The 22,542-nt window shown below is 39.6% G+C and carries 18 protein-coding genes; 4 read left to right on the forward strand and 14 right to left on the reverse strand.

Going from position 1 to position 22,542, the window contains the following annotated elements; translation table 11 throughout:
- Positions 1–47: 47 nt before the first annotated feature.
- The 12 genes from V7K84_RS23995 to V7K84_RS24050 form a co-directional block, all read right to left on the reverse strand.
- Positions 48–287 carry a hypothetical protein gene (locus tag V7K84_RS23995; RefSeq protein WP_292735900.1) on the reverse strand — a complete coding sequence of 80 codons (240 nt, stop codon included), beginning with the start codon at positions 285–287 and terminating at the stop codon, positions 48–50.
- Positions 288–806: 519 nt separating this feature from the next.
- Positions 807–1,379, reverse strand: a complete 573-nt coding sequence (locus V7K84_RS24000; protein WP_334841715.1) for a hypothetical protein — start codon at positions 1,377–1,379, stop codon at positions 807–809.
- Between the two features lie 37 nt (positions 1,380–1,416).
- Positions 1,417–3,057, reverse strand: a complete 1,641-nt coding sequence (locus tag V7K84_RS24005; RefSeq protein ID WP_334841717.1) for a hypothetical protein — start codon at positions 3,055–3,057, stop codon at positions 1,417–1,419.
- Entirely contained in the window at positions 3,054–3,758 is a 705-nt protein-coding gene (locus tag V7K84_RS24010; RefSeq protein ID WP_334841719.1) for a hypothetical protein, read from the reverse strand. Before V7K84_RS24010 ends, V7K84_RS24005 begins: the two co-directional genes overlap by 4 nt.
- Before the next feature lie 46 nt (positions 3,759–3,804).
- On the reverse strand, positions 3,805–4,626 hold the full coding sequence (locus V7K84_RS24015; protein WP_334841721.1) for a hypothetical protein: 822 nt from the start codon (positions 4,624–4,626) through the stop codon (positions 3,805–3,807).
- Between the two features lie 92 nt (positions 4,627–4,718).
- Positions 4,719–5,768, reverse strand: coding sequence for a hypothetical protein (locus V7K84_RS24020; RefSeq protein WP_334841722.1), 1,050 nt, complete (start codon positions 5,766–5,768; stop codon positions 4,719–4,721).
- Positions 5,769–5,895: 127 nt separating this feature from the next.
- The gene (locus tag V7K84_RS24025) at positions 5,896–6,771 is read right to left on the reverse strand and encodes a hypothetical protein (RefSeq protein ID WP_334841724.1); all 876 of its coding nucleotides are present in this window, start codon (positions 6,769–6,771) and stop codon (positions 5,896–5,898) included.
- Positions 6,772–7,038: 267 nt separating this feature from the next.
- Positions 7,039–9,786: a hypothetical protein gene (locus tag V7K84_RS24030; RefSeq protein ID WP_334841725.1), complete on the reverse strand. Its 2,748-nt coding sequence runs from the start codon at positions 9,784–9,786 to the stop codon at positions 7,039–7,041.
- Positions 9,740–10,111 (reverse strand): hypothetical protein, encoded by a 372-nt coding sequence (locus tag V7K84_RS24035; RefSeq protein ID WP_099101832.1) that lies wholly within the window; start codon positions 10,109–10,111, stop codon positions 9,740–9,742. Before V7K84_RS24035 ends, V7K84_RS24030 begins: the two co-directional genes overlap by 47 nt.
- A gap of 14 nt (positions 10,112–10,125) precedes the next feature.
- Positions 10,126–10,737: a hypothetical protein gene (locus V7K84_RS24040; RefSeq protein ID WP_334841727.1), complete on the reverse strand. Its 612-nt coding sequence runs from the start codon at positions 10,735–10,737 to the stop codon at positions 10,126–10,128.
- A gap of 703 nt (positions 10,738–11,440) precedes the next feature.
- The gene (locus V7K84_RS24045; RefSeq protein WP_334841728.1) at positions 11,441–12,631 is read right to left on the reverse strand and encodes a choice-of-anchor tandem repeat GloVer-containing protein; all 1,191 of its coding nucleotides are present in this window, start codon (positions 12,629–12,631) and stop codon (positions 11,441–11,443) included.
- Positions 12,632–13,388: 757 nt separating this feature from the next.
- Positions 13,389–13,559, reverse strand: a complete 171-nt coding sequence (locus V7K84_RS24050) for a hypothetical protein (RefSeq protein ID WP_334841730.1) — start codon at positions 13,557–13,559, stop codon at positions 13,389–13,391.
- Positions 13,560–13,828: 269 nt separating this feature from the next.
- On the opposite strand from V7K84_RS24050, the gene V7K84_RS24055 reads away from it, so the two are divergent.
- Both V7K84_RS24055 and V7K84_RS24060 read left to right on the forward strand, forming a co-directional pair.
- Positions 13,829–14,257, forward strand: a complete 429-nt coding sequence (locus V7K84_RS24055) for a hypothetical protein (protein WP_289797738.1) — start codon at positions 13,829–13,831, stop codon at positions 14,255–14,257.
- Positions 14,258–14,461: 204 nt separating this feature from the next.
- Entirely contained in the window at positions 14,462–14,695 is a 234-nt protein-coding gene (locus tag V7K84_RS24060; RefSeq protein ID WP_292745509.1) for a DUF3134 domain-containing protein, read from the forward strand.
- Positions 14,696–14,939: 244 nt separating this feature from the next.
- Here the strand turns inward: V7K84_RS24060 and mltA are convergent, their stop codons facing one another.
- Entirely contained in the window at positions 14,940–16,232 is a 1,293-nt protein-coding gene (mltA, locus tag V7K84_RS24065) for a murein transglycosylase A (RefSeq protein WP_334841734.1), read from the reverse strand.
- Between the two features lie 83 nt (positions 16,233–16,315).
- Complete coding sequence (locus tag V7K84_RS24070; RefSeq protein WP_334841736.1) at positions 16,316–17,671, reverse strand: proton extrusion protein PcxA; 1,356 nt, start codon at positions 17,669–17,671, stop codon at positions 16,316–16,318.
- Positions 17,672–17,749: 78 nt separating this feature from the next.
- Between V7K84_RS24070 and V7K84_RS24075 the strand changes: the two genes are divergently transcribed.
- Together V7K84_RS24075 and V7K84_RS24080 are read left to right on the forward strand one after the other, a co-directional pair.
- Entirely contained in the window at positions 17,750–19,957 is a 2,208-nt protein-coding gene (locus V7K84_RS24075; protein ID WP_334841737.1) for a recombinase family protein, read from the forward strand.
- A gap of 180 nt (positions 19,958–20,137) precedes the next feature.
- On the forward strand, positions 20,138–22,492 hold the full coding sequence (locus tag V7K84_RS24080; RefSeq protein ID WP_334841739.1) for a variant leucine-rich repeat-containing protein: 2,355 nt from the start codon (positions 20,138–20,140) through the stop codon (positions 22,490–22,492).
- Positions 22,493–22,542 lie beyond the last annotated feature (50 nt).

Below are 22,542 nucleotides of genomic sequence, written 5' to 3' on the forward strand. Positions count from 1 at the left end.
AACTCTGAGCGTATGCTTGGCAGCGAGCAATAATTTGATTTTTCGGACTAATGATTGCCGCCTTGCCCTAAAGATAATCGACCTTCAGCCGTATCACGAATTAGGGGCAGTTTAGATTTTATATAGGTATTGAGAGTACTATCTGACTGAGCATCAAGCCCCTGCTTGGCTTTTAACTGCTGGAGAAGCAATTGTACTAAAGCAGCATCGTCAAACTGGAGTAGGGTGTTGACCTGGGTAGACTCGATTACAGCCCAAAGCTGTTGCATCATTTTCGCTGTCACCATGAGTCTGTAACCTCTTAAGCTTTTCTTTATATTTACACGGTTTTGGAATTTGTGGTTAGTTTTTGTCTGAAGATTTATAAAGATGTAGGCTAAAAACGCCTGAGTCAGTTAAATCTGTTAATGTTATTACGTTTTTCAATTGATTGCACTACAGTAGTAATCCATGCTTTATCTTAACCGTGCTACGTAAAGAAAGAAAACTACCTAAAGACTTAAATCCTCCCTAACCGTTTTTTATAGTGAGGGAATTATAGCAAGGCTTGCGATCGGCCACAATGCAGACATACGTAGGCATCAAAGCTTTTTCTCGAAGGGAAATTTATGTGGCTATCGGGTAATACCATTTTGGATTTTAGACTTTCCTGCGGAACGCTACGCGTAGCTTGCTTCCCCGGAGGGGTACGGCTACGCTCAGTCGAACGATTTTAGATTTTGGATTGTGAAACATCCATTGGATAAGTGTTTCAGTTTTCCATCTGTCGCAATCATTTTTCAAATTGGTGTAATTTTACTAGAACTTTATTGTAAAACTCTCGAACAAGCTCCTTCCTGTCCAGAAGGATCGGGAAAAATTGCTAAGGTGTGATATTCAGGATTATCTGTTTTATATATCACTCGAAAAGTATACAACTTGTTTTTACCTTGCGCTTCGGTAACAACTGTTAAAAGTGTATTGCTAGTGGGAGGAAGTCCAGGTATATCCAGTTTTTGAATTCGTCTGAGTTGAATTACATTTGCTGAGGAGTTTTTACAATCTCCTGAACTACTATTAGCTTCTTGACCAAACTGCATACATACTGGCCCATCAAAATCCATAGTTACCTGTGATGGGTCATTTAACCAAACTTTTTTAATTATTTCTCCAGCTGGGATAAAACTTAAGTTTGTTCCTTGTTGATACCAGACATCAACCGTAGGTACAAGTCCTCCTAAACCTTGTGCTTGGCAGGAAAAGATGGAACGCAGAACGGCGTTATTAGCTACGGCGCGACCTACCAACAAGAACATAGCAACCGAGAAAGTTAAGGAAGCTATAGGTAGGAAATAAGAACGCTTTGGGTTATTTCCTGACAATTTAATATTCTTTTTCATGGTTGCAAATATCTAAAATTGGTATAAATATTACCCCTTAAAACTGAGTTGCTTGATTAACATATATTTCAATATTTGTGCCTGCTGGCAAAAACCAAACACCACCTTGTTGAGACATTTGGGCGATCGCCTGTTGATTACGTTGGGCAATTTGGGGTACTACAGAGTTCATACCACCTTCCAGAACCCCCGCTGCAAGGTTGCGTCTATTCTCAGTGACAGTAGTATAACCAGTGACGACACCATTGTTGGGGTTATTGGTGTTGTTGTCGCCATTTTCGCTATTCTCGCCGTTAAGGACGGCGTTGTTGCCATATCCTCCATATAAAGGCAGGAGTTTGGTATCAGGACGATTTACTAACTCTGCTGCCTTAGCAATACCTCCCAAAACAAATAGTCCTGCATCCATCGAGGCTATAGACGAACTTTGACCGGGAAATTTATTTGCGATTAAAGGCTTACCTTGGGTACCGCGAAGAATAATTGCATTGTTGGGTAAGCTTTGTTCTGTGGGGTTGCCATTATTTTGCGAGATAACCTTGACTACGTTCATCTGCAAAAGACCTTGTTCGGAAAGCGAACCAATTTCAGCTAGGAATTCGGTGTTTGCGGGTAGAGCGATCGCACCATCGGTAGATTTTAGTGCTTCTTTCAATCGGATCACAAATACGTTTTTCGCTTCTTCTGCATCTCCGCCACCGCCTGACTTATTACTAGTTTCTCCAAATATTGCTGTCGCCAACACAGCTTTGGCACTACTCCCAACTGCTACAGATTTCTGTCCCTGCGGTTGGGCTTGACTGACAGCAGAATTTTCTGGTTGTGGGGTGTTTTGTTCGGGATTGGGATTTGTTGCCTCTTGCTGCGGCTGCGCATTGGTTGCAGGTTCCAAAGTAGCTATATTACTAGTAGGTTGATTGCTAGCATTAACTTGACCATAGCTACCCAATTTTGCTAACCTTGCCCACTCTTCAAATGGGCTTGGTGGAGTTGGTGGAGTTACATTAACTACTGGTTGAGTGGGGTTCACAACTGGTGGTTGGGGCGATCGCGAAGGTTGATAAGCAGGTACTCTAATGATGCGCTCAACTGTCACTGTCCGAGGTACGTAAGCTGTTGGTGGGGGTGTTGGGATCGCTTTTTGTCTAACTGACGGTTGTTGTAAGGCTACTGTCGGCGTTGATTTGGCAATTCTCAGCTGTTGTTGGGCAGCTCTCACCATCTGTGCTTGTTCAGTCAGAGCTAATTTCGTTTTGAGAGTATCTACTTGGGCTTCCATCTGTTGAGATATGGATTCATCAGTAGGCTGCTCTTGCACTGGTGGAGAAACAATAGTTTTTGGTTTTTGATTGCTGCTACTCATCAATTGAGACAAAAACACACCACCCACCAAAACGATCGCTAAGGTAGCAGCCCCTACCAAGCCTAACTTGGCAAAGGGATTAGATGAGAGTGCTTGCTTAGTCTGAACATCTTGTGGTTGAGAAAGAGGCTCTGGCGGTGTTGCAGAGTCTTCCGATCCTTCGGTGTCACTAGAAGAAGATTCTTCTTCAAAGCCGACCAACCTTGACATCCGCGATTCCCAATCTACAGATTCTACTTCTGGTTGGCGATCGTCGGTAGTTAGAGTAAATCCATTTTGGGGAGGCGTTTGGGCAGGAATTGAGTATCGGGTCATGGTAGAGCCTTGTTTGGATTTCCAGAACAATTATTATCTTTAATTTCACATATATTATAAATTTCTAATCTGGCTTCTCCAAGGCGGTAAGCTGCAAACTGCGACGGTAGTGCTGCATTTGGTAGTGAAGTTACAGGTCGATCTATTGCTCTAACTAAAATTTGTTTATTAAAGGAAACTGATTTCCCTAATTTATCATAACTGTTAAAAATTAATTGATTGGCAAGTATCTCTACTTTCCACTTTCCATTACTTATTTCTTTTGGTTGAGAAACTTTTTGGATTACTAAGACATTCTCCGCTCCTCTATTAACATTTTCAAATTGGCTATCTGGATTTAAATTAGTAATTTCTGACTTAAGTTTTTCTTTAAAATCATCAGCTACCAGTTGGGAGGTAATTTCCCAGACTTGTGTTGGCGGCTGTTGTTGTGACCAGGTAAGCATTAAACTCATAGTTTCACCCACAAAGCGCCGAATTGTCTCTGGTTGGCGCTCTAAATTGGGTTGGGGGTCTACCGTAATAGCATGACCATCAACAAGTTGCACTAAACTTTGAGGAGTGAGTTGTCGACCTAACTGTTGTAACATAGACCAATGAAATATTAGTAACAGCAAGGTAAATAGATGTAAACCAAACGTTCCTACTGCCAACAACGGTAAAGGACTATTTTTTTTATTTTCTGGTTTGAGTAATTGCATTAATAATCATTCGTATAAATTGAACTATCTTCACATAAAAAATTGATTATCTGATAAAACTATCAGATGTTTGTCCAGTTCCGCATTGTTTTGGTTTATCTGCGTTCGGGTTGTAGTCATCTAGCAAACATAAGTTACGAATTTCATAAATTTCTAGTCTATCAGCGCGGACACTATAAATTGCTTTTTGCAGGTCGGTGCTATTGTCAGCTTGGGGATTAGCGAAATAATCTGCTGCACGTACAAGGAAATCTTTATTAAAAGGAGTTATAAGTTTTGCACCACCAACTCGATTTCTTTGAACTAAGTCGGCTACCATACCCACTTGCCACTTCCCTGGTGCAATTTGTTTTGGTGGATAAACTCTCTTAATTACTAGTTGTGAAATCATCGCTTGGTTGAGATTTTCCGAGAAAACTTCTGGCGGTGTCATTTCTGCAACTGTGCTTAAGAAACCTTTGCGAAAATCTTCTGATAAGGCAAAACTAGCTACCCAACTGCTGGTACTAATTTTTTGGCTACCACCTTGAGGTGTGTTAATAAGTATTCCTAAATCTGATTTGGGGCTTGCGACTTCTTCAATAGTTTGTGGTGGTAAGGTTCCAGACCAGCTAAACATTGATATCATCGTTTTGCTGATAAATTGGCGAATTGCTTCTGGTTCTCTTGCTAAATCATCAATATTAGCTACTGGTTTGCCATTGATTAATTGCACAAAGTTGGGAGGTTTTCTCAAACTGAGTTGGCGAATATTTAGCCCTTGTAATAAGAATAAAAATAAAACTAATACATGTAAACTGAAGGTTGCGATCGCAAAAAATGTCAAAACACTTCCCGTTCTTTGTCTTCTTTCTAGTAAACGCACCATCTCCTCACCTCCTCCTGCAAAAACTTCAGCTATTATATATGATGTTTTGCATATACTTACTACTTACAACACTTCCAAAAATTTTATATTTTCTATATCCTCTCTTTTACTAAAGAAGCCGTACTGCTGATAGCGCTGAAGACTGCAAAACCACCAGCAGCAGCCACAATTAAAGATAAAATTGGTGCTAAAATCCCCAGAAAAATTATAAACCACATTAAATCTGGATCGACATTAGCATTTTGACCTGGGCCATTGACAATCACTGCGGCAGTTAGCACAGCAATAATATTGAATGAAATTTTGGCGATTCCAATAGATAGAAATCCAGTCAGCCACGCAAAAATTGGTTTACCAGCTACAGGTAGTAAAGATCCACCTACAGCAATTGGCCCTAAAGCTGCTATTAACAACATAGTAGCTTCTATCAAATTCTGGAACGCATATTGTAAGGAAACTAAAAAGTTTTTGATGCTCGTTTGCACTGTAGAACCTAACAGAGAATTAAAAGAGGTTTCTGATACAATGCCAGTGCCATATCTGATATTATCTACTTTAGTTTGTAGTCTATTTATCCAGCCTTTATTTCCATAAGTATTTCTATATTTCTGCCAGAGAACATTAACTTTTTCGGCAGCTTGCTTAAAGCATTCATTTTGTTGTTCGCCAGTAAGCGATTGGCAAGGACGTAGAAAAGAACCAGCTACTTCTTCAGCAACACTCATATTCAGTGCTTGCTGATATATTTTATCTGCATCTGCTGATACCACTACTTGCTGATTTACAGTGTTTAAAAAATTCCGCACTCCCAGTGTCAGATTAGACAGTATACTTCCATTGCCGGAATTACTTAAGAGTACTACCACAATAAAAGGCCAAATTAAAGCTGATATGGGACGTGTGTATTCGTAGGATATTAAGTCTTTGAGGAATTGTATCATAAAAAATAACAGGGTTCCTACAGCAAAAAAAATACCCAGATTTGTCAGCGCTCCATACAAATTATTACTGGTATTATTTTGTAATAAATCCAGCCATTGTTTGTCCCAACCTTCGGCAATACTTTGGGAAGTTGCGGTACCAGTATCGAGAATCTGATCGATGCCTACTTGCGCAAAAATTAGTTTAATAGCAATTTGCATTTTGAATTGATGGGCTATTTTTTAGATTTTGCCAGGTGCGTTAGGAAAATAACCCACCCTACTAAACTTTTTTAGATTTACTATTGGGTTATCAAAAATTAAAGCATTTTAAAAATGGTCTAAAAGATTAGAGCTTTTTTCTCTTAAAATCCAAATTATTAACTTTTCTACCAAACAAATCTAGTTGAGAAGTCGCTCGTAAAAGTCGCGCTGCTTCTGTAGATGTTTCTACTCTCCGAGCGCGATTTGCCTCTTCTGTCTGCTGAGAAATATTTGCTAAGTTTAAGTTAGAGTATTGCAAAGCCTGATTTGTTTGTAATGTCTGACCAAATGTTTCAGCTACAATTTTTATTTGTTCCTGTTGAATTTTCATCATTTGGACTTGACTAACACCTAGCAATTCTGCCAATCCAGAAATAGCATTTGCTGCTGGATTAGCGGCATTAGCGGCGGCATTAGCTGTATTACCAGCATTACTAACACTGGATCTAATTTTATCGAGTAATGTATTATTGCTCCCCTCTAATTCCTGAGCAAATCCCTCAATATCTTCCAGAGATTTCTCGGTATTTTCTAACTTCGTTTTTGTCCGAATTTGTCCATTTTTACCGAGAACACCTACCGCTACTCCACGGGTAATTATACGATTAAGTTCATTACTAACTAAATTTCCCTTTACTGCTGCATTATTCTCAAAGCGACTTGATTTAGCATCTGAATTAGAAGAGTAGTTAATTGAATCATCACGAATTTTTTGTCCCGCCGCGACGGGGTTAGGTATCTTCAAATCTCCCTTGGCATTCTCAATAGCAATTCGACCCTGACTTTGTTCTAAAGGGGTTAAGGTATCCTTCAAATTATATTGAAAGTAATCTTGCATATCTTTGGAATATGATTGAAAGTCAGTCCAAACCTGACCTAATCCGCCCGTTTGAATTTGTGCTACAGCTGGTAGTATTGCCAAGGATAGCAAAGTGAAAGTAAAAATGGTAGTTTTTCGCATACATCTGTGCCTGAAAAAGGTAGACTACATTATATATATAGTGAGATAAAAATTTAGCTTTTGAACCATGCTAATTTAGATTTTGGATAATAGAATTAGTTTTTCGGTTCAACCCCCGACGCTATTCTCAAATCTAAAATCCCTAAGCTGCAACGCAGTAATGGGTGCAGTAAATCTAAAAGACGTTGTTAACTAGCTAACATTACGCTATCGGAAATCTAAAATCCAAACTTGTTTGATTCACTATTAACGACTTACATAACTCGCTTAACTACTACGTAGAGTCGCTACTAACTGACGTGCAAAGGCAGAAATTGCTTCATATTTATCGCTGTGAAGTTGCATCATTTGGCTACGTGCAGTTTGTTCATAAGGGTTATTAGCAACTGCTGCCAATTGTTCGTAACCTGGATAGTAACGGCAGAATGTATAAATACCGTTATCATCTAATAACCATTGGCTATAAACGCCTTCTTTCCGGGGAAAAAAGCTTTCTGAGGCATTACGAGAAATAACTTGGCGGGGATATTTCAAGATGTCTGCAAAACTATCTACTGCAACTGGCTGAATGCGTCCAATCAACCGTGTTGTCAGGTTTTGCAATATTTTTGATGCAGCTTTAGATTTAGCAATGGTGTCAGGATCTTGTCCTGATAAGATGACTCTGATACCGGCTTTAGCGCCGTTGGCACAAATTCTACCAACTAAATCAGAAATTTGCTCGAACTCAAACAAAATTGGTGCTTCGTCGATAAAGAATATGGAAGCTGGACTACCTAATGCGCGTCGGAGTGCGGCTGAATAAGCACTCAAGGATAGTACGGCTGCATCTTCACTATCTGATAGGTTTCTGAGAGCAAAAACTAAAAGTTGTGCATCGGTAGGAAAGCTGGATGGTGCAGAAATGGCTTGTCCGACGCGGCTAGAAAGCCAAAAGCGTAAGCGCAACTGAATTTGGCTGAGAGCGTCTTCGACTCTACCAGTTAAAGAACTTAGCTGCAAGTGTTCTGGCGAGCAGAAGAAGAGAAAATCTTTTAAAGTAGGGGTTTTCTGCCAAGCAAGAGTGCCAAATCCTCCCTCCATCGCCTGTCGATATCGCTCTTTGATGCCCTCATCTCTAAAGAAGGCTTCTAAAGCCAAGTTGAGCAGCGATCGCACGGTTTGCGATAAAATTTGACTTTCAGTGGACGATCCTAAAACCATTGTCATTAACGCTGATTCCAGGAAGGCGGTATAATCGTTAAAGCGATCGCGCTGTTGTTCTGCTTCTAGCGATCGTAAATCTGGCTGTTCAAATAAGTTATTCGATTGTTTGGAAATATCAAAATAGGCTCCATTCCCCTCCATAAACTCTGTGTAGTCAGTGAAAGTAGATGTCCCATCAGGTTTCGGGAAATCTAACGCCACAACCGGAATCCCATGCGCTAAAGCCTGAGTTAAAATTCCTGACACCAACACCGATTTACCCGCACGAGTTGTCGCAAACAAAGCTAAATTTTTGTGCTGATTAAATAAATCTAAATGTATGGGTGTTCCGCCTTCTTCAGCAATCAACTCAAAGCCTTGTTTGTCACCTTTTTTGGTTAAAACTAGAGGCATTAATCCCGGAACTTCACTTGTTAAATATAGCTGGCGGCGATTGAAAGGTGTTGCTAATAAACCCTCCCAAACTATTGGTAGAGTTTGCAGCCAAATTTTCCAGGCATATTCAGTTTCCCTAATTACTCTGGCTGGACGTTGAAAACAATTTTCAATATATCTTGTCGCTTCATCTAATTTTTCTAAAGTTGGACGATGTACTAAAATAGCGACACTCGTATAAATCGGGACTGCACCTTCAAATAACTGCTCTTGCGCTGCTACCGACTTCTTCAACTTTAATTGAGCATTGACATCAATAGTTTTACTTTTTTCTTGAGCCATGATGGTTGTCATGTTTGACTGCTTCAGCACTCGTTGCAGAGTAGTTTTTACCAATGCTGGATTTGCAGCAGTCAACTCACAAAAAATTTCTGTATCTACTACTGTTTCTCTGGCCAACAGTTCCCATAAATACCGCAGTTGAGACGATTTATTAACCCAACCGCCGGGTTTTTCCAGAAATGACAGTGCGCCAATATAACGATTATTAACATTAACCCAGCGGCGATCGGCACAAGGTACACTAGATTCCATCAGCAAAGTTGTGCCGTGGATATTGTCTAGAAGTAATTTAGTACTAGCTAAATCGGAATTAACTTGTTCGTGTAATCCTTCTTCATCTAAAGTCATTAACTGGGGAATAGCTATTGGCTGCGTATCATTAAACCTTTTCCAGATTCCCCCCCAGAGTTCATCAGCAGTCAAAGGTTTAACATCCAATCCCATTTTGTTAGATAAGATTTGTTCCCAGCGAAGAAAACCCTGGTTGTAAGCATTTGTAATCAGGGTTTCGATACGTTGGTTTTCTACTTCTAAAAGATCGCCTTTAAATTTCAACCACCAGGATTCAGCTTTGACTAAAAGCTTTTCTATCCAATCATCTGCATGTTGCGAGTTAGATTCAATGGTGTAAGTTACATAAATCCGCAAAAATTTAGGTTTACGAATCCCAGAAATAGTCAGTTCTTTAATTCTGGCTCTCTCCGCCATCAACAAATATTTAATGTCTCGCGATGATGCATTTCTGATTAATGTTGCTAATTCTTTTTGCCGCTCCTTATCTGAACTAAAAGAACCCAAGTGTAGCGTCATCCTTTCACCGCTAGGAATGTCTTTTAATCCGGCTTCAATGTTATTAAAAAGTGTATCAATTTGTTCAGGTCTTAAGGTGGTATGAATTCCCTTACAATCAAAACCAAAAACAAAGCAAAACCGATCTTTTTGAGTACCTTTTGTCAACAGGTAAGCGCCAATATCACGTCCATTCATTGCAACACGCAGCATTGTCGCCAAGTGTAAGGCGTCTTCAAATGGCGTTAATCTACTTTCATTTCCGGCGATGCCGACGCTTTGTTTTCCGATTTTTTGCTTCATGGTTAACTTCCAGTAAGCTTTGATAACGAGCAAAGCCTCTTGTCCAAGCGGGAACGCCAATAAATTTGCTTAAAAAACTCCAACTCCTACCACCAGTTAAAATCCACCAAGTTCCTATTCCCCAACCAGTCATTAGTACTGTCCACAACCATTTTTGAAACTCTTCTTCAAAAAGACCCCCAAAAATCCCATTGATAATAAAATAGGAGGCTAAGGCTATTACCGTCCAAGGAAGAATTTGATCGGCAGGAATTGGCCCTAATGAAGGTTGACTTCCCAAAACCTGATTGACTGGACGAAATTCTTGTTCCCGCTCTTGAGACATTTGAAATAACTAAATTATTTACTGCTATCGCCAATTACAAAGCGTGTGAGTACATCAGCAATGGTAACAGCAACAACCACTAATAGGGGAGTTCTGGCGATGCTTTGCCAATCTTCATCTTTACGCACTGCATTAATCACACCAACTAGGGAGATTGCAATATAAAGTAAGTAAATTGCCCGTAACACATTAAATATCAGGCTTACTGGGGTTTCGGCAGCACCACCGTTGTTTGCTGTTAAGGTTTTTTTGAAAAACTTTTCAGCTTCCCCAAAAAACTGTGCTTGTGCAGGGGCTGCAAACCAGTCTAACCAATATAAACTCAGAACAATGGCTGCTGCTAAAATTTGTAATAAGATTAGCGATCGCCTTGGTAAATTCACTTGCTGCCCAATTTGCTGGATGATGACTGCAATTAAACTACCAACAAGTAAACAAAACACCAGGATAGGACTTTTGAGGCTGATAACGCTAACCAATACAGCACAAGCAATCAAAAAAGGTACAGATTCAAGCAGAATAGTCAGACAAGATTTAAATACCAGTCTTAACTTGTGAGATTCTTTCGCCGCACTAACAGTTAAAGCTTTGAAAAAGTTTCTCTCGTGAGAACTTTGTCTAAACATTTGCTAATTTTCCTATGTGTACTATAACTAATCCTTGTATCGAATTTTACAACTAATCTAATTTAACATGCTTTAACATCATTCATTATTAATTAAATTATAAACCTGTAGTAAAGTTCTATATTCTACATCAGTATTCTAAAGTTAAGTTAACATGATATTAAGATTTATCTAAAACCAAATTTCTCTGATTTAAGAAGCTAGATTGCAAATATCGAGATTGAACTGGTAGAGTCCTCTCGACTTTGAGAATTGTATCAATCTTCTCATATAGATAGCTTCGATCAACCAACTTCAAAGCCTTGACTTTTTCTACCTCACAGGTATCTGAGCGAACTGCTATAAATATTTCAGACTTGTATGTAGACCGTAGGCTTGCTCTTAGGGCAGACCAAGCGTAATTTTGGCTCTTTAGGGTTCTTCAGAGCGGACATGATATGAAACAGTAAGCTGTTATGCATTTAAGTTGCATATCAACTGGTGAGGTTGTCCTTTGTCAATTGTCCTTTGTCCTTGGTAAACACTAATGACTAATGACTAATTACGGTCTACACGGAAAATAGTGCAATATGTAGGCGCGTTAGCTTATTGAGTCACCGAAATTCAAATAACCTGTCTTGAAAAGTTTAGATCGATTGTAGAAAAATGGTAGACGTTCAAATTTACGTTTTACCATTTTTCTACACGCCGATTAGATTCTAGACTAAATTACAAACTTAAACACAGTTCCTTTATTAGAAGTACCGCCATTCGAGGCAGTACCGTAAAAGGTACCATTCGAGAGCTGAATTAGCGTGGACTCTGGCGTTGCCCCATTAGTGCCATTGAAACTAATTAAGCCAGTGATGGTTGCCCCAGTCAGCTGATAGATAACTCCTTTGTTATTTGCCCCACCAGCAGAAGCTGTGCCATAGAAGTTACCATTGCTTGCTTTTATGAGTGCAGCCGTTGGGTTGGCCCCATTGGTGCCATTAAAACTGGCAACTAAAACGGGTGTACCGCCACCTACCTGAACCTTGAATATAGCTCCTTTATTGTTGGCTCCACCCAGTTTAGCGGTGCCGTAGAGGAATCCATCAAATTCAATTAATCCAGACTGCGGATTTGCCCCATTGGCGCCATTAAAGCTATATGAAGTCAGTATTCCTGCGGGAGTTAACTTGAATACAACTCCTTTAGCACTTATTCCACCGGCTGAGGCGCTGCCGTAGTAGTTTCCATCGGCAGCCAGTTGCAATCTTGCTAATGGAGTTGCTCCATTAGTACCGCTGAAGCTTGTGATGGTGGTGAGTGCCCCGGTGGTGGGCGAAACCTTGAATATAGTTCCTTTATTATTGGCTCCACCTGTAGAGCTTGTCCCCCACAAATTGCCATCAGTACCTGTAATCAGTCGGCCTGCTGGGTTCGCCCCATTAGTGCCTGTGAAATTTGTAAGAGTTGTCAGGGTTGTAAAAGCTGTTTTCGCCAACTTAAATACACTGCCGAGGTCACTTGTACCACCTGTAAAGGTTGCCCCATATAAATTGCCATCGGCTGCTTGGAATAATCTAGCAACTGGATTAGTCCCTTTGTTGATTCCAGAGGTTCCGGTGAAGTTTATCAGTGTCGTCAGAGTAGTAAAAGCAGTAGGAGTTAACTTGAATGCAGTTCCTTTGCCAGAAGTGCCACCAGCAGAAGTAGTTCCATAAAGATTGCCATCAGTACCGTTACCCTTAAGTACACCAGCTCTTGGTGTAGCTCCGTTGGTGCCGTTGAAATTTACAACAGTGGTCAATGTTGCTGCAAAGGCTTGTTGCAAGGGTAGTACTAATGAAGAAGCCAAAACAGTCAAAGAAGTAAAAATCAATACCCTATTTTTGGTCTGGTGTTGTTTGTACAGATTAATCTTGTTCATTGAATACCTCAAAAAAGTTTGGTGGAGATGGAATAGTAGCTAGTTCTAACGGATTTTGCGATGGATGCTAGTCATGACTAATACCAATCTCAAAAGTGATTGCTACATAATCTAGGTTTGAAAACCACAGATGTAGAATGGTTTTCCGGCTTTTTTGCGTTTAAGCAAGCTACGCCAAGCCTCTCCTTTGACTCCAAGGGAGAAGCAAGTGGCGTTTGAAGGACGTAATCCAAGACTCCAGCATCTCGTATGTGTTTTTTTACTTTCTTATCTACGAGATATTGCTACGCTTTAACTTATATGTTGAGCGCAGTTTTATCTAAGATTGGTATAATTTGTTAGCTTAAACACTAGTGAGAAAATGCCGGAAATTTGATATAGCCCTATTTCAAAAGGACTCAGAAAACCTATTTTTACTACCTACACTACAAAAACCGTAGTAGCACTGAGTCAATAACGTGAATGACACGATTAATGATTTCGTTAGGTAGCATAAACCACTATTTATTTTTTTCGATGTCTTGAAAAACACAAAAAATGCTGAAAAACCCACAACTTTGAGATAAATAGCCGCAAATTATAGATTCAGAATAAGTTTTTATAGTGTGCAGTTTGTCAAGTAACTAGTAAAGTCTATTAAATACTGATTAAAACCTCTAAAAAATCTTAATAACCAAAATTAAATATTAAGTGAAAGCTTCAGGTTTTTCTCTGAAAAAGGAATAAAATTGCCATAAAAATCGTTTTTCAAACATCTCTAAATTCCCAAAATATATTTAAGCTTCTCCATAATTACGTTAATATAGCGGTTCCCACTCAGTTTATAAGTAGATCGGTATAAAAAAATATTCAGATAGTTTGCGATCGCGATCGGTTTTAGGCATTCACCAATGCTGTCAGGTGGAGCGATCGCAGAATTTGGCGTCAACTATGTTATGATTTTATTATGTTGAGAAATATTTTCGGTTATGTAACTGACTATATAGACCCCTCTCCGAATCTAAATCTCTACACCCTTTGATTCTGAAGGTGTTTGATGTCATAAGTATTTCAAAAATTGAAATTTTAGTTAGTCGAAATGTATTGCCATGTCTCGCTTGACACTGATACATCTAACTGTCAAAAAAATGTGCTAAGAAGAACGGACAAGTCTAGTGTGTCACACACGCAGACAACATACGGATAGTACTGGAACTTATGCCCACGGATATAATTACTCGTCCTGAGTCCCTCACAGAAGATTGCTTTTTTACTTACGCCCTTGGGACTGATTTGCACGATACTAATTTAACAGCCAAATATTTACGCCGAATCAGAAAAGAAGATAAACCATATATCGACATAGCTGTTTCTCCCAGACCTGGCTATAGATTTGAGGTTTGTCTTATCCCCGTTGAAGGGTTCGCTCAAGAAAGAATATTGACAAAAGACGGGTTCGCCAAAGCTTTAGCAATTATTTGTGCTGTATCTAATAAAGCTAGGAAACGATTCCCTTCAGGAAATGGACAAGAAATAGTCCGGTGTCAATTTAGTAACTTAGCTGATGCAGTTGCTGTAGCGAATAGACTGTCTGCATTACCCTCTGATATGTATGAAACTCTCGTCAAGGTACCAAATGCTTTGTAATATATATTACATACGCTGAAATATTTATTATTAAAACTGACATCTGGACATTTTAATGGTAAGTAGCTAAATGACTTGAGACAAAACTTCAATGGGTCATATTTTGTCTGTTGAAAAAAGACTTGTCATACAAGACTTTTAACCTTAATGTACAATTTTGACGTTTTTGTACGCTAACCTGTAAATTCAAAGTGAGTTTTTTTTATGCCTATAAGTCCTCTGCGTGAAGAACCTCGTAATCAGCGAGCGCCTGTAATTCGTACAAGTAATGAGTTTATTCTCTTGGAATGGCTGAAGTCAACTGGTCGTCTAATCGAACGCGAACATCAAGAATCTGAGTATCTAACTGAAGTAGAAGAAATTTCCGAAATGATAGACCTTGACGATATCCCTTACGATCATGACGATGATGATGGTGAAATGGATTTGGAAGCCTAGTAGCGCAAGGCGGAATTCAAAATTCAAAATTCAAAATTCAAAATGAATACAGCGTAAGCATTCCATTGATTTGGAATGGTGAGGCAGTCGCTCAGAGGGGGTTCCCCCGATGAGGAACTGCCGTTAGCGCAGCGTTAACGAGCCTGCGAGCGTCACCCTAAGGGGTGTTTCATTTACGCCGAAAGGCTAAGATTCCTGACTTATCTAAAAAGTCAGGAATTTTAGTATTAAAATGCGAGTGTGTTTAATTCTTTGACTTGAGTAAGAGATAAAATAATTGTCCATTGCTGACTGTAACACCAGCGCGATCGCCTGCTATTTTCCCAGTACCTAAAAAATAATCCACTCTACCTGCACCTTTAATTGCACCTCCGGTATCTTGGTCAAGAACATAGCGGCTGATAATGCGCTCCTGCATTTTTCCAGTAGGATTAACGAAGGGAATGGAAGCGCGAATTAACGCTAAAGCACCAGGAGGCATAAGAGATTTATCTGTAGCAATAGAACGCTCTGCTGTTAATGGTACGTTGATAGAACCTTGAGCTGGCTCACCGTGATTTTCTTGAAAAAAAACAAAGCTGCGATCGCGCGGAATATAAATATTTAATTCTTGGGGATGTTTTTGGAAATAATCGAGGATAGTTGGCATAGTTACACCTTCTTGCGGTAATTTGCCATCATCTATTAATTCTCGCCCAATACTTTTGTAGTTATAAGCAGTGTTACCCGCATAGCCGATTGTGGTTTGAGTACCATCGGGAAGTTGGAGTTTCGCTGAACCTTGAATTTGAGTTAGATATGGTTCGAGGCGATCGCGAAACCAAAACAACTCTAATCCTCGCAATTTCCCTGTTGAACTTTGTAAACCATCTGCTCCTTCTAACTCCTCGCGTGTCGGATGAGGCTTAGTCCAGGAGGTGAAATCAGGGGGTAAGCGATAAACAGGATAGCGATATTCTGTTGTCGGGACGCGACTGGCTGCGTAAAGTGGCTCATAATAGGCGGTGAATAAAACGGAACCTTGGTTATCTTTACCGACTGACTGGTAAAGAACAAATTCCCGCTCGATGGCTTGATGTAATTCTGTTGCAGAATTGGTTTTTAATAGAAGTTCGCGGAATCTTTGCAAACTTTTGATGACGCGATCGCGCGTAATCCCAGCCACCGGATAGTTTTGATAAGCAGCCGCAGCATTAGCTGTTTGCAGATATTGGAGACTGCGAGCGATCGCACTTATCAGTGCCTTTTTCTCTGGTATTTTGCCATAAATTACTTCATCCAAACAAGAGGTATCACTTTGACAACAAGTAATTGCTAGTCTCTGGATTAATGGTAATTTTTGTTTTTGCAAAAATGCATCTTGATTTTCAGCAGTCAAGGACACTGGTAGATCCCACTTTTTCACCTGACATTCTGGCGAAATGAGTTCCTGATGTGTGAAAGATTGCATCCGCACCAGTAAAATCGCCAAAACTACAGGTAAACTGATGGCAATAATTTTGTTAAACTTTCTTAACCCAGTAAGTGTCTTTTTCATTAAAATTCAAAATGTTTAAGATTCTCCCACCTCGCTCAAATTGAAAAATCAAAAACCAAAAAAAATTTCTAATCCCCAATCATCTATTCATTCATATTACGGTAAGTCGCAACAGCAGAAGGCGATATCCGGTTCAAATATCGGAAGATCCAATACTTAAAGATAGTATCTAGAATCACCGGAAATGTAGCAATAAATAAGAAGATAAAATCTCGATTTGCTGGTAATCCCCAATGACGCGATACTCCTTCTAGCAGTACTTCCCAGCCATGAGGAGAGTGGAATCCTACAAAGATATCAGTAAACAAAATAATGATAAATGCCTTCGCACTATCGCTAAGTCCATAGACAATATTATCAAAGAAATCTTTGAGTACAGCAATAGAAGACTTACTAACTAGCAAAAGCCAGATAAAAGCAACCACCGAGAACATATCAGCAAAAACATTTTTGATAGCACCAGAGCTTTCGTGACGAAATTCTTCAGCAAGCTCTTTCGCCTTGTTTTTCATTTCAGTCTCCATCTGCTCAGGTAACAGTGGAGGGGCTTTGATAATGAGATTTTCAAACTTGAGTTTTTCTTCAAATCTTTGTAATTCTACAAGAGCTTCCTCTTCCATTTCGGAATTGAGAAATATCTGCATTTCCTGAGTGCTTCTAAACTTCTCAATAATTGGGCCGACTACGAAAGCTTTTGCTATTTGATGTGTTAGAAGTGGTATGATAATTAATAGTAAAATAAACCTGAGAGAGATTATTGTTCTTTTTTGAGTTTGACGAAAACTCTGAATTACTTCTTGTTCCGAATTAGGGTCTAATTCAACTTGCAGACGACTGATAGTACTTAAAATAGAGCGAGGTAAAACCCCCATTGTATCGGTTTTACTCTTGGCCTTTGGTTTATTATTTAAGTCTTGATTTGGTATTTTAGGTGGTAATGTTGGAGTTTTGACGAGCAGCGATTTTTCGTCAGATGTGACAGAGGTAACTGGGAGATTTGGAGGTTGTACTACTAAAGCTTTGGAAGTTGTTTGATCGGAACTTGTTGTGTATTTAGATATAACTTGGTCGATATAGTTTAGCTTTTCTAAAACTAAAGAAGGACTTAGATACTCTATACCTGCTTTCTCGGCAGCTTTTTGATTCTCTTCATTTAGAAACCAACGGCTTCCTCTAAACTCCGTCAGCCGCATCCTGGCAATTTTTAATAGCTTGTTGAGGTCTGACTCAAAATAATCCATCACACTGTTACTGTACATGGCCGAGTCAATGTCTATTTTATTACCATTGAAATGCTTATCTTCTATTTCCTGAATTTTTAATGCTGCATTGTAAGCTTCATCTAAAGAACGTTCAGGAGTCTGTAAGTACCATCGATAAGCAGCAAGTAAGAAAGAATAGATTTTTTGACTAAAAACAGAGTTTTTCATTGCAGACAATCATTCAGCATTGTTTGATGACTATTAACCTTAAGTTAACGCACGAGGTATACTAACAAATCTACAAGGAGAAAGTTTGTGGTTTCTCATTCGGTTTGGATTGTTGGCACTAGCCGTAGTGGTAAGACAGCTCGCTTGGTAGAGCAATTTTGTAATTGGGTAACATCAGAAAAACAATATACTGAATCATTTTATACGAAAAAAACAGGACGTAAAAAAACTGGTCATGTACCCGAATTTTTATATCTTAAACAAACAGAGCCGGGAGTTTTAGTTTTAGCTGCCAATGATGATAATCGTCGAGAATTAGGAGATATAATTGTTACCTCAACTTTGGGTAAATATCCGGTTCGTGCCAAGACACCACTAGGTTTTTTTCAGGATGAAGTCATTTTATTTTGGCCGTTGCTGATTAACTCGTTGAACCTGAAAGCACAGTTTCCGGTAAGATTGCGACCAGAAACCGAACAAGAGTTAGCAACCAAACTTTGGCGTCCGCAATTAGACGAAGAAATTTTACGTCTGGCGGGAGTGAATGAATCTCGCTTGGTGCGTCGCATCTTGGACTTATTACAATTAGCAGCTTACAGTGGTATACCTTGCGAAGATATTGCCCAGATTTTAGCCAAGGGTCTAGGGGAAAATACCACAACTTTAGAGCCGGAATTTTTAGCATCTTTGCTGCTAGATTGGCGTAATTGGTGTTTAGAGAGGGGTTTACTAACTTATGGGATTATTACCGAACTTTATAGTCAGCACTTATTAAGCGATCGCAACTACCAACAGCACCTAACTAAACGCTATCAGGCAGTACTGGCAGATGATGTCGATGACTATCCTAGCGTAGCGCGTCTTTTGTTTGAGTTGCTATTAGATCGAGGTGCAGTTGGCGCATTTAGTTACAATCCTGACGGTGCAGTGCGATTGGGATTGGGAGCAGATCCCAACTATCTAGAAGGTTTAGCAGAGCGTTGTCGGGTAGAAATCTTGAACGGGCCGCCTCCAGAGTCCCTGAGCGAGCAACTGACTAAACAGATGGTGGAATTAGTCACAGAACCGATGATACTGTTGAGTTTACCAAAAACAGTGTATTCAATTCAAACCACCTCCCGCGCCCAATTATTGCGGCAAACAGCAGAGGAAATTGCTGATGCCATTCAATCAAAGCAAGTGCAACCAGAAGAAGTGGCGATTATTGCACCAGGTTTAGATGCGATCGCTCGTTATACTCTAGTAGAAATCCTCGTTAAACAAAATATCCCAGTAGAATCGCTGAATGACCAACGTCCCCTAATTAGTTCGCCCGTCATTCGCGCCTTACTCACCATGCTGGCACTAGTTTATCCCGGCTTGGGACGACTCGTAGATCGGGATGCCGTGGCAGAAATGCTGGTTGTATTGAGTAGGAAACAACAACCACCAGAAAACTCTACAGACGCGATGAATCGGGTATCTACAACAGACGCGATGAATCGCGTCTCTACAAATATTGATCCGGTACGTGCTGGTTTGATTGCAGATTACTGCTTTGTACCCCATCCCGATCGCCCCAACTTGCTACCAGTGTCAGTCTTCGAGCGCTGGGATCGAATCGGTTATGCAGCGACTACAGCCTATAATCAGATATTAGAGTGGTTAGAACAGCAGCGATCGCAACAAGAATTGCGGTTAATTCCTAGTCCTATTTCTCTGTTAGACAGAGCAATTCAGCGCTTTTTATGGAATGGTAGTAATCTTCCCTACGAACAACTAGCAGCACTGCGGGAATTATTAGAAACCGCCCAACACTATTGGGAAATTGACACCAGATTACGACAAATTGCCCCAGTTGAAACAACGCCTCACACAACTATTATTGAATTTATTCAATTACTGCGACGTGGTACGATTACCGCTAACGCTTACCCTGTGCGCCCCATTGGTGGAGCGAGAAAGGCTGTCACCTTAGCAACTATATTTCAATATCGATCTAGTAGGCGATCGCATCAGTGGCATTTTTGGCTGGATGCTGGTTCTCCTCTATGGGCGAAAGGTGGTGCAGCGACTTTGTTCGGTGCGCCGTTTTTCCTGCGAGACAGGTTAGGCGAACCTTGGACAGCAGAAGATGAGAAATTGGCCGAAGAACAAAGACTGCAAAGGATTTTGACAGATTTACTCTCTCGTGTATCCGAGAGAGTTTATTTGTGTCACAGCGATTTAGCCGTGAATGGACAAGAGCAATTAGGGCCGCTGTTACCCTTAGTGAATGCCTGTGTGACGGTTATTTCGGAGGCTAATGTTAATTGAGTGTTTTTATAGTAGCGGTTCTCGACAAGCGTGAAGTACAATTTTGACCTCACTTCCATTCCTCTCTCCTTTTAGCAGAGAGGCTTTGAATCTTTTACTAAATCAACCTAGCACTTGCTGAAATATCCGAGTAAATTAAAAATGATATTGCTGAAATAGTAAAAGTGGGTTGTTAAGTTAATGTCACTCGATTCGCTTAAGCAAGAAGCAAAAAATCATAACACTTCACCACAAAGATTACGAGAGCTAGCTGCAATTAATGATGAACTAACGAGATTAGTTGCTGCAAATCCTCGCGTCGATAGTAGTTTATTAGGAGAACTTGCGATCCAAGCCAGAACTAACAAAGATGTGGAAATGCAAAGAGCGATCGCAAGTAATCCCAATACACCAACAAAATGCTTAATCGGACTAGCATATCTGTTTCCTGAAGAATTTTTTAGCAATCCGGCTTATGATTTGTCAATTCTGCAAAATGTCAACTTTGCTCACCGTTTTGAGAAGAAATTACTCTTTAAGCTTGTTTGTGCATCTAATGCAACAACATCTTTTCTAGAATTTGCTGCTGGCATTTGTGAGACTAATATTAAGGATATTCGCAATGATAAACATTTTGGGCACTTCTCCCTAGAGCAGCAATATGGCATTAAATATCTTCGGATGAATATAGGGTATATGAGTACATTCTCTTTTGAAAACTTTTGGCAATGGAGAGAGATTTTAATTCTTATAGCTACTCATCAGAATACTTCTATAAAAAAGCTATTGGGTTTATCTATATCCGGGGAGGATATTGTTGCAGAAGTTGCTCAGTTACGTCTTGATTGTCCCAATGATGACATTAATTTCTGGGATCAAGTTGCTTTAAATAAGAAACCAAATCTCATTCTTTTTATTCCCCGTAGACTGATGTCTATACTGGCTCAATTGCCAGAAATATCCACAAATTTTCTAAAAGCGGCATCCCAGCTTGAAACATTTCCAGAAATTATAAATATTATTGCTAATCATCCAAAAACACCTAAAGAATTACTCGATAATCTAGCGAAAAATAGCCTTATTTTTATTGCTGAAGCAGCAAAGCTACATATTAATTATGCTGGCGAATTGGAAACTGGATGGCGAAGTCTAGCGAAAAGTAAAATTGATAGAGCGCAACTGTTTATTTCAACAGATAATGTAGAAGAAATTGAACTGCGATTGTGGTATGCAGGAGCAATTGATGAAAGCACTTTACCTTATTTAAATCAAAATTTAGTACACGAATATACAAGTACCTTATTAACGATTCTTTGTTCTGCTAACACACCTCGACCGATTTTAGATAATCTTGAAAACCACCCCAGACTTTCTCAATTAATCACTGAATGTATTACATTCTTAAAACAACGAGAAACAATAGTTTTCGATTTACTTCCCAAAATATTGCCAATAAACAATACTGAATTAATAAATTATGCTGCTAATAAAACCAACCCTGTAGTTAGCAACCTAGAAACTTTATTTGCGAAATTGGAAGATAGATATTGGGGGAAAAAAGTAATATATATATCCATAGAAAAAGCAAATATTCACGTACATTTAATTGAGATGATGCAAGGAAGAAGGGGAGGAAGGAGGAGAGGATACTACCTACAAAATATGCTTATTGATTTTGGAGGCAGATATAAAGATAATAATCCAATATTTATTAGACTTTCTAATTTAGAATACTATGGCGTAATTCTAGCGAACAAACCAAGAACTTCACCGGAAATACTAGCAAAACTAGTGGAGCATCCAATCCAGGGAGTGAGAGTTTTGGTAGCTAGTCATCACAATATTACTCAAAACTCTTTAGATAAGTTAATTGACGATCGCAATCCAGAAGTTAGAGCAGCTGCTTTGGCTAATCCCAAACTTGATTCGATGCTTAGAGAACAATTAGCAAGCTTGGAAAATCCAAATTTATCTCTATTAGATTTACGAGAACTAGCAAATAGTGAGCATACTGCTGTCAAAACTAAAGTTGTTCGACATCCTAACGTTGATGGTTCAATTCTGGCAAAACTAGCTGACGATAAGTTAATTGTCAAATTAGCTGTAGCTAAACATCCGAAAACTCCAGCCGAGATTCTAACTAGATTTATAGATCATCCAGATCGAAGATTAACTTTAGCAGTTGCTCAAAACCCTGGTGTGCCGAAAGATTTACTAATTCAGTTAGCCACTCAACCCGGAGGACGTGGGGGATTTCACTTTAATCCACTCAATTTAGCTGCTGTTAAAAGTTTACTGACTCAAGAACCAGAAGCGGCGATTCCTTTCTTGGATCGGTGTCTAAAATTTCCCGATCGCCCATCATTTTCTCGCTTTTTGGTTCTGATGAATCCTCATATACCGAGTTCATTTCTGGCAAGATACTATAAATCTTGGTTTTGGCCAGAAAGATATGCGATCGCTCAAAATCCAAATACTGACCGCGACATTTGCCAACAACTAACCCAAGACCCCAATCGTATTGTTCGTGCTGCTGCACGGGATAATTTAAAGTAGTAAGCTAATCAGCATTAAAGTTGCATAATCAGGGCGGGCAAGATGCCATT

Origin of the sequence: Nostoc sp. (assembly GCF_036917315.1) — a bacterium.
Classification (GTDB): domain Bacteria; phylum Cyanobacteriota; class Cyanobacteriia; order Cyanobacteriales; family Nostocaceae; genus Nostoc.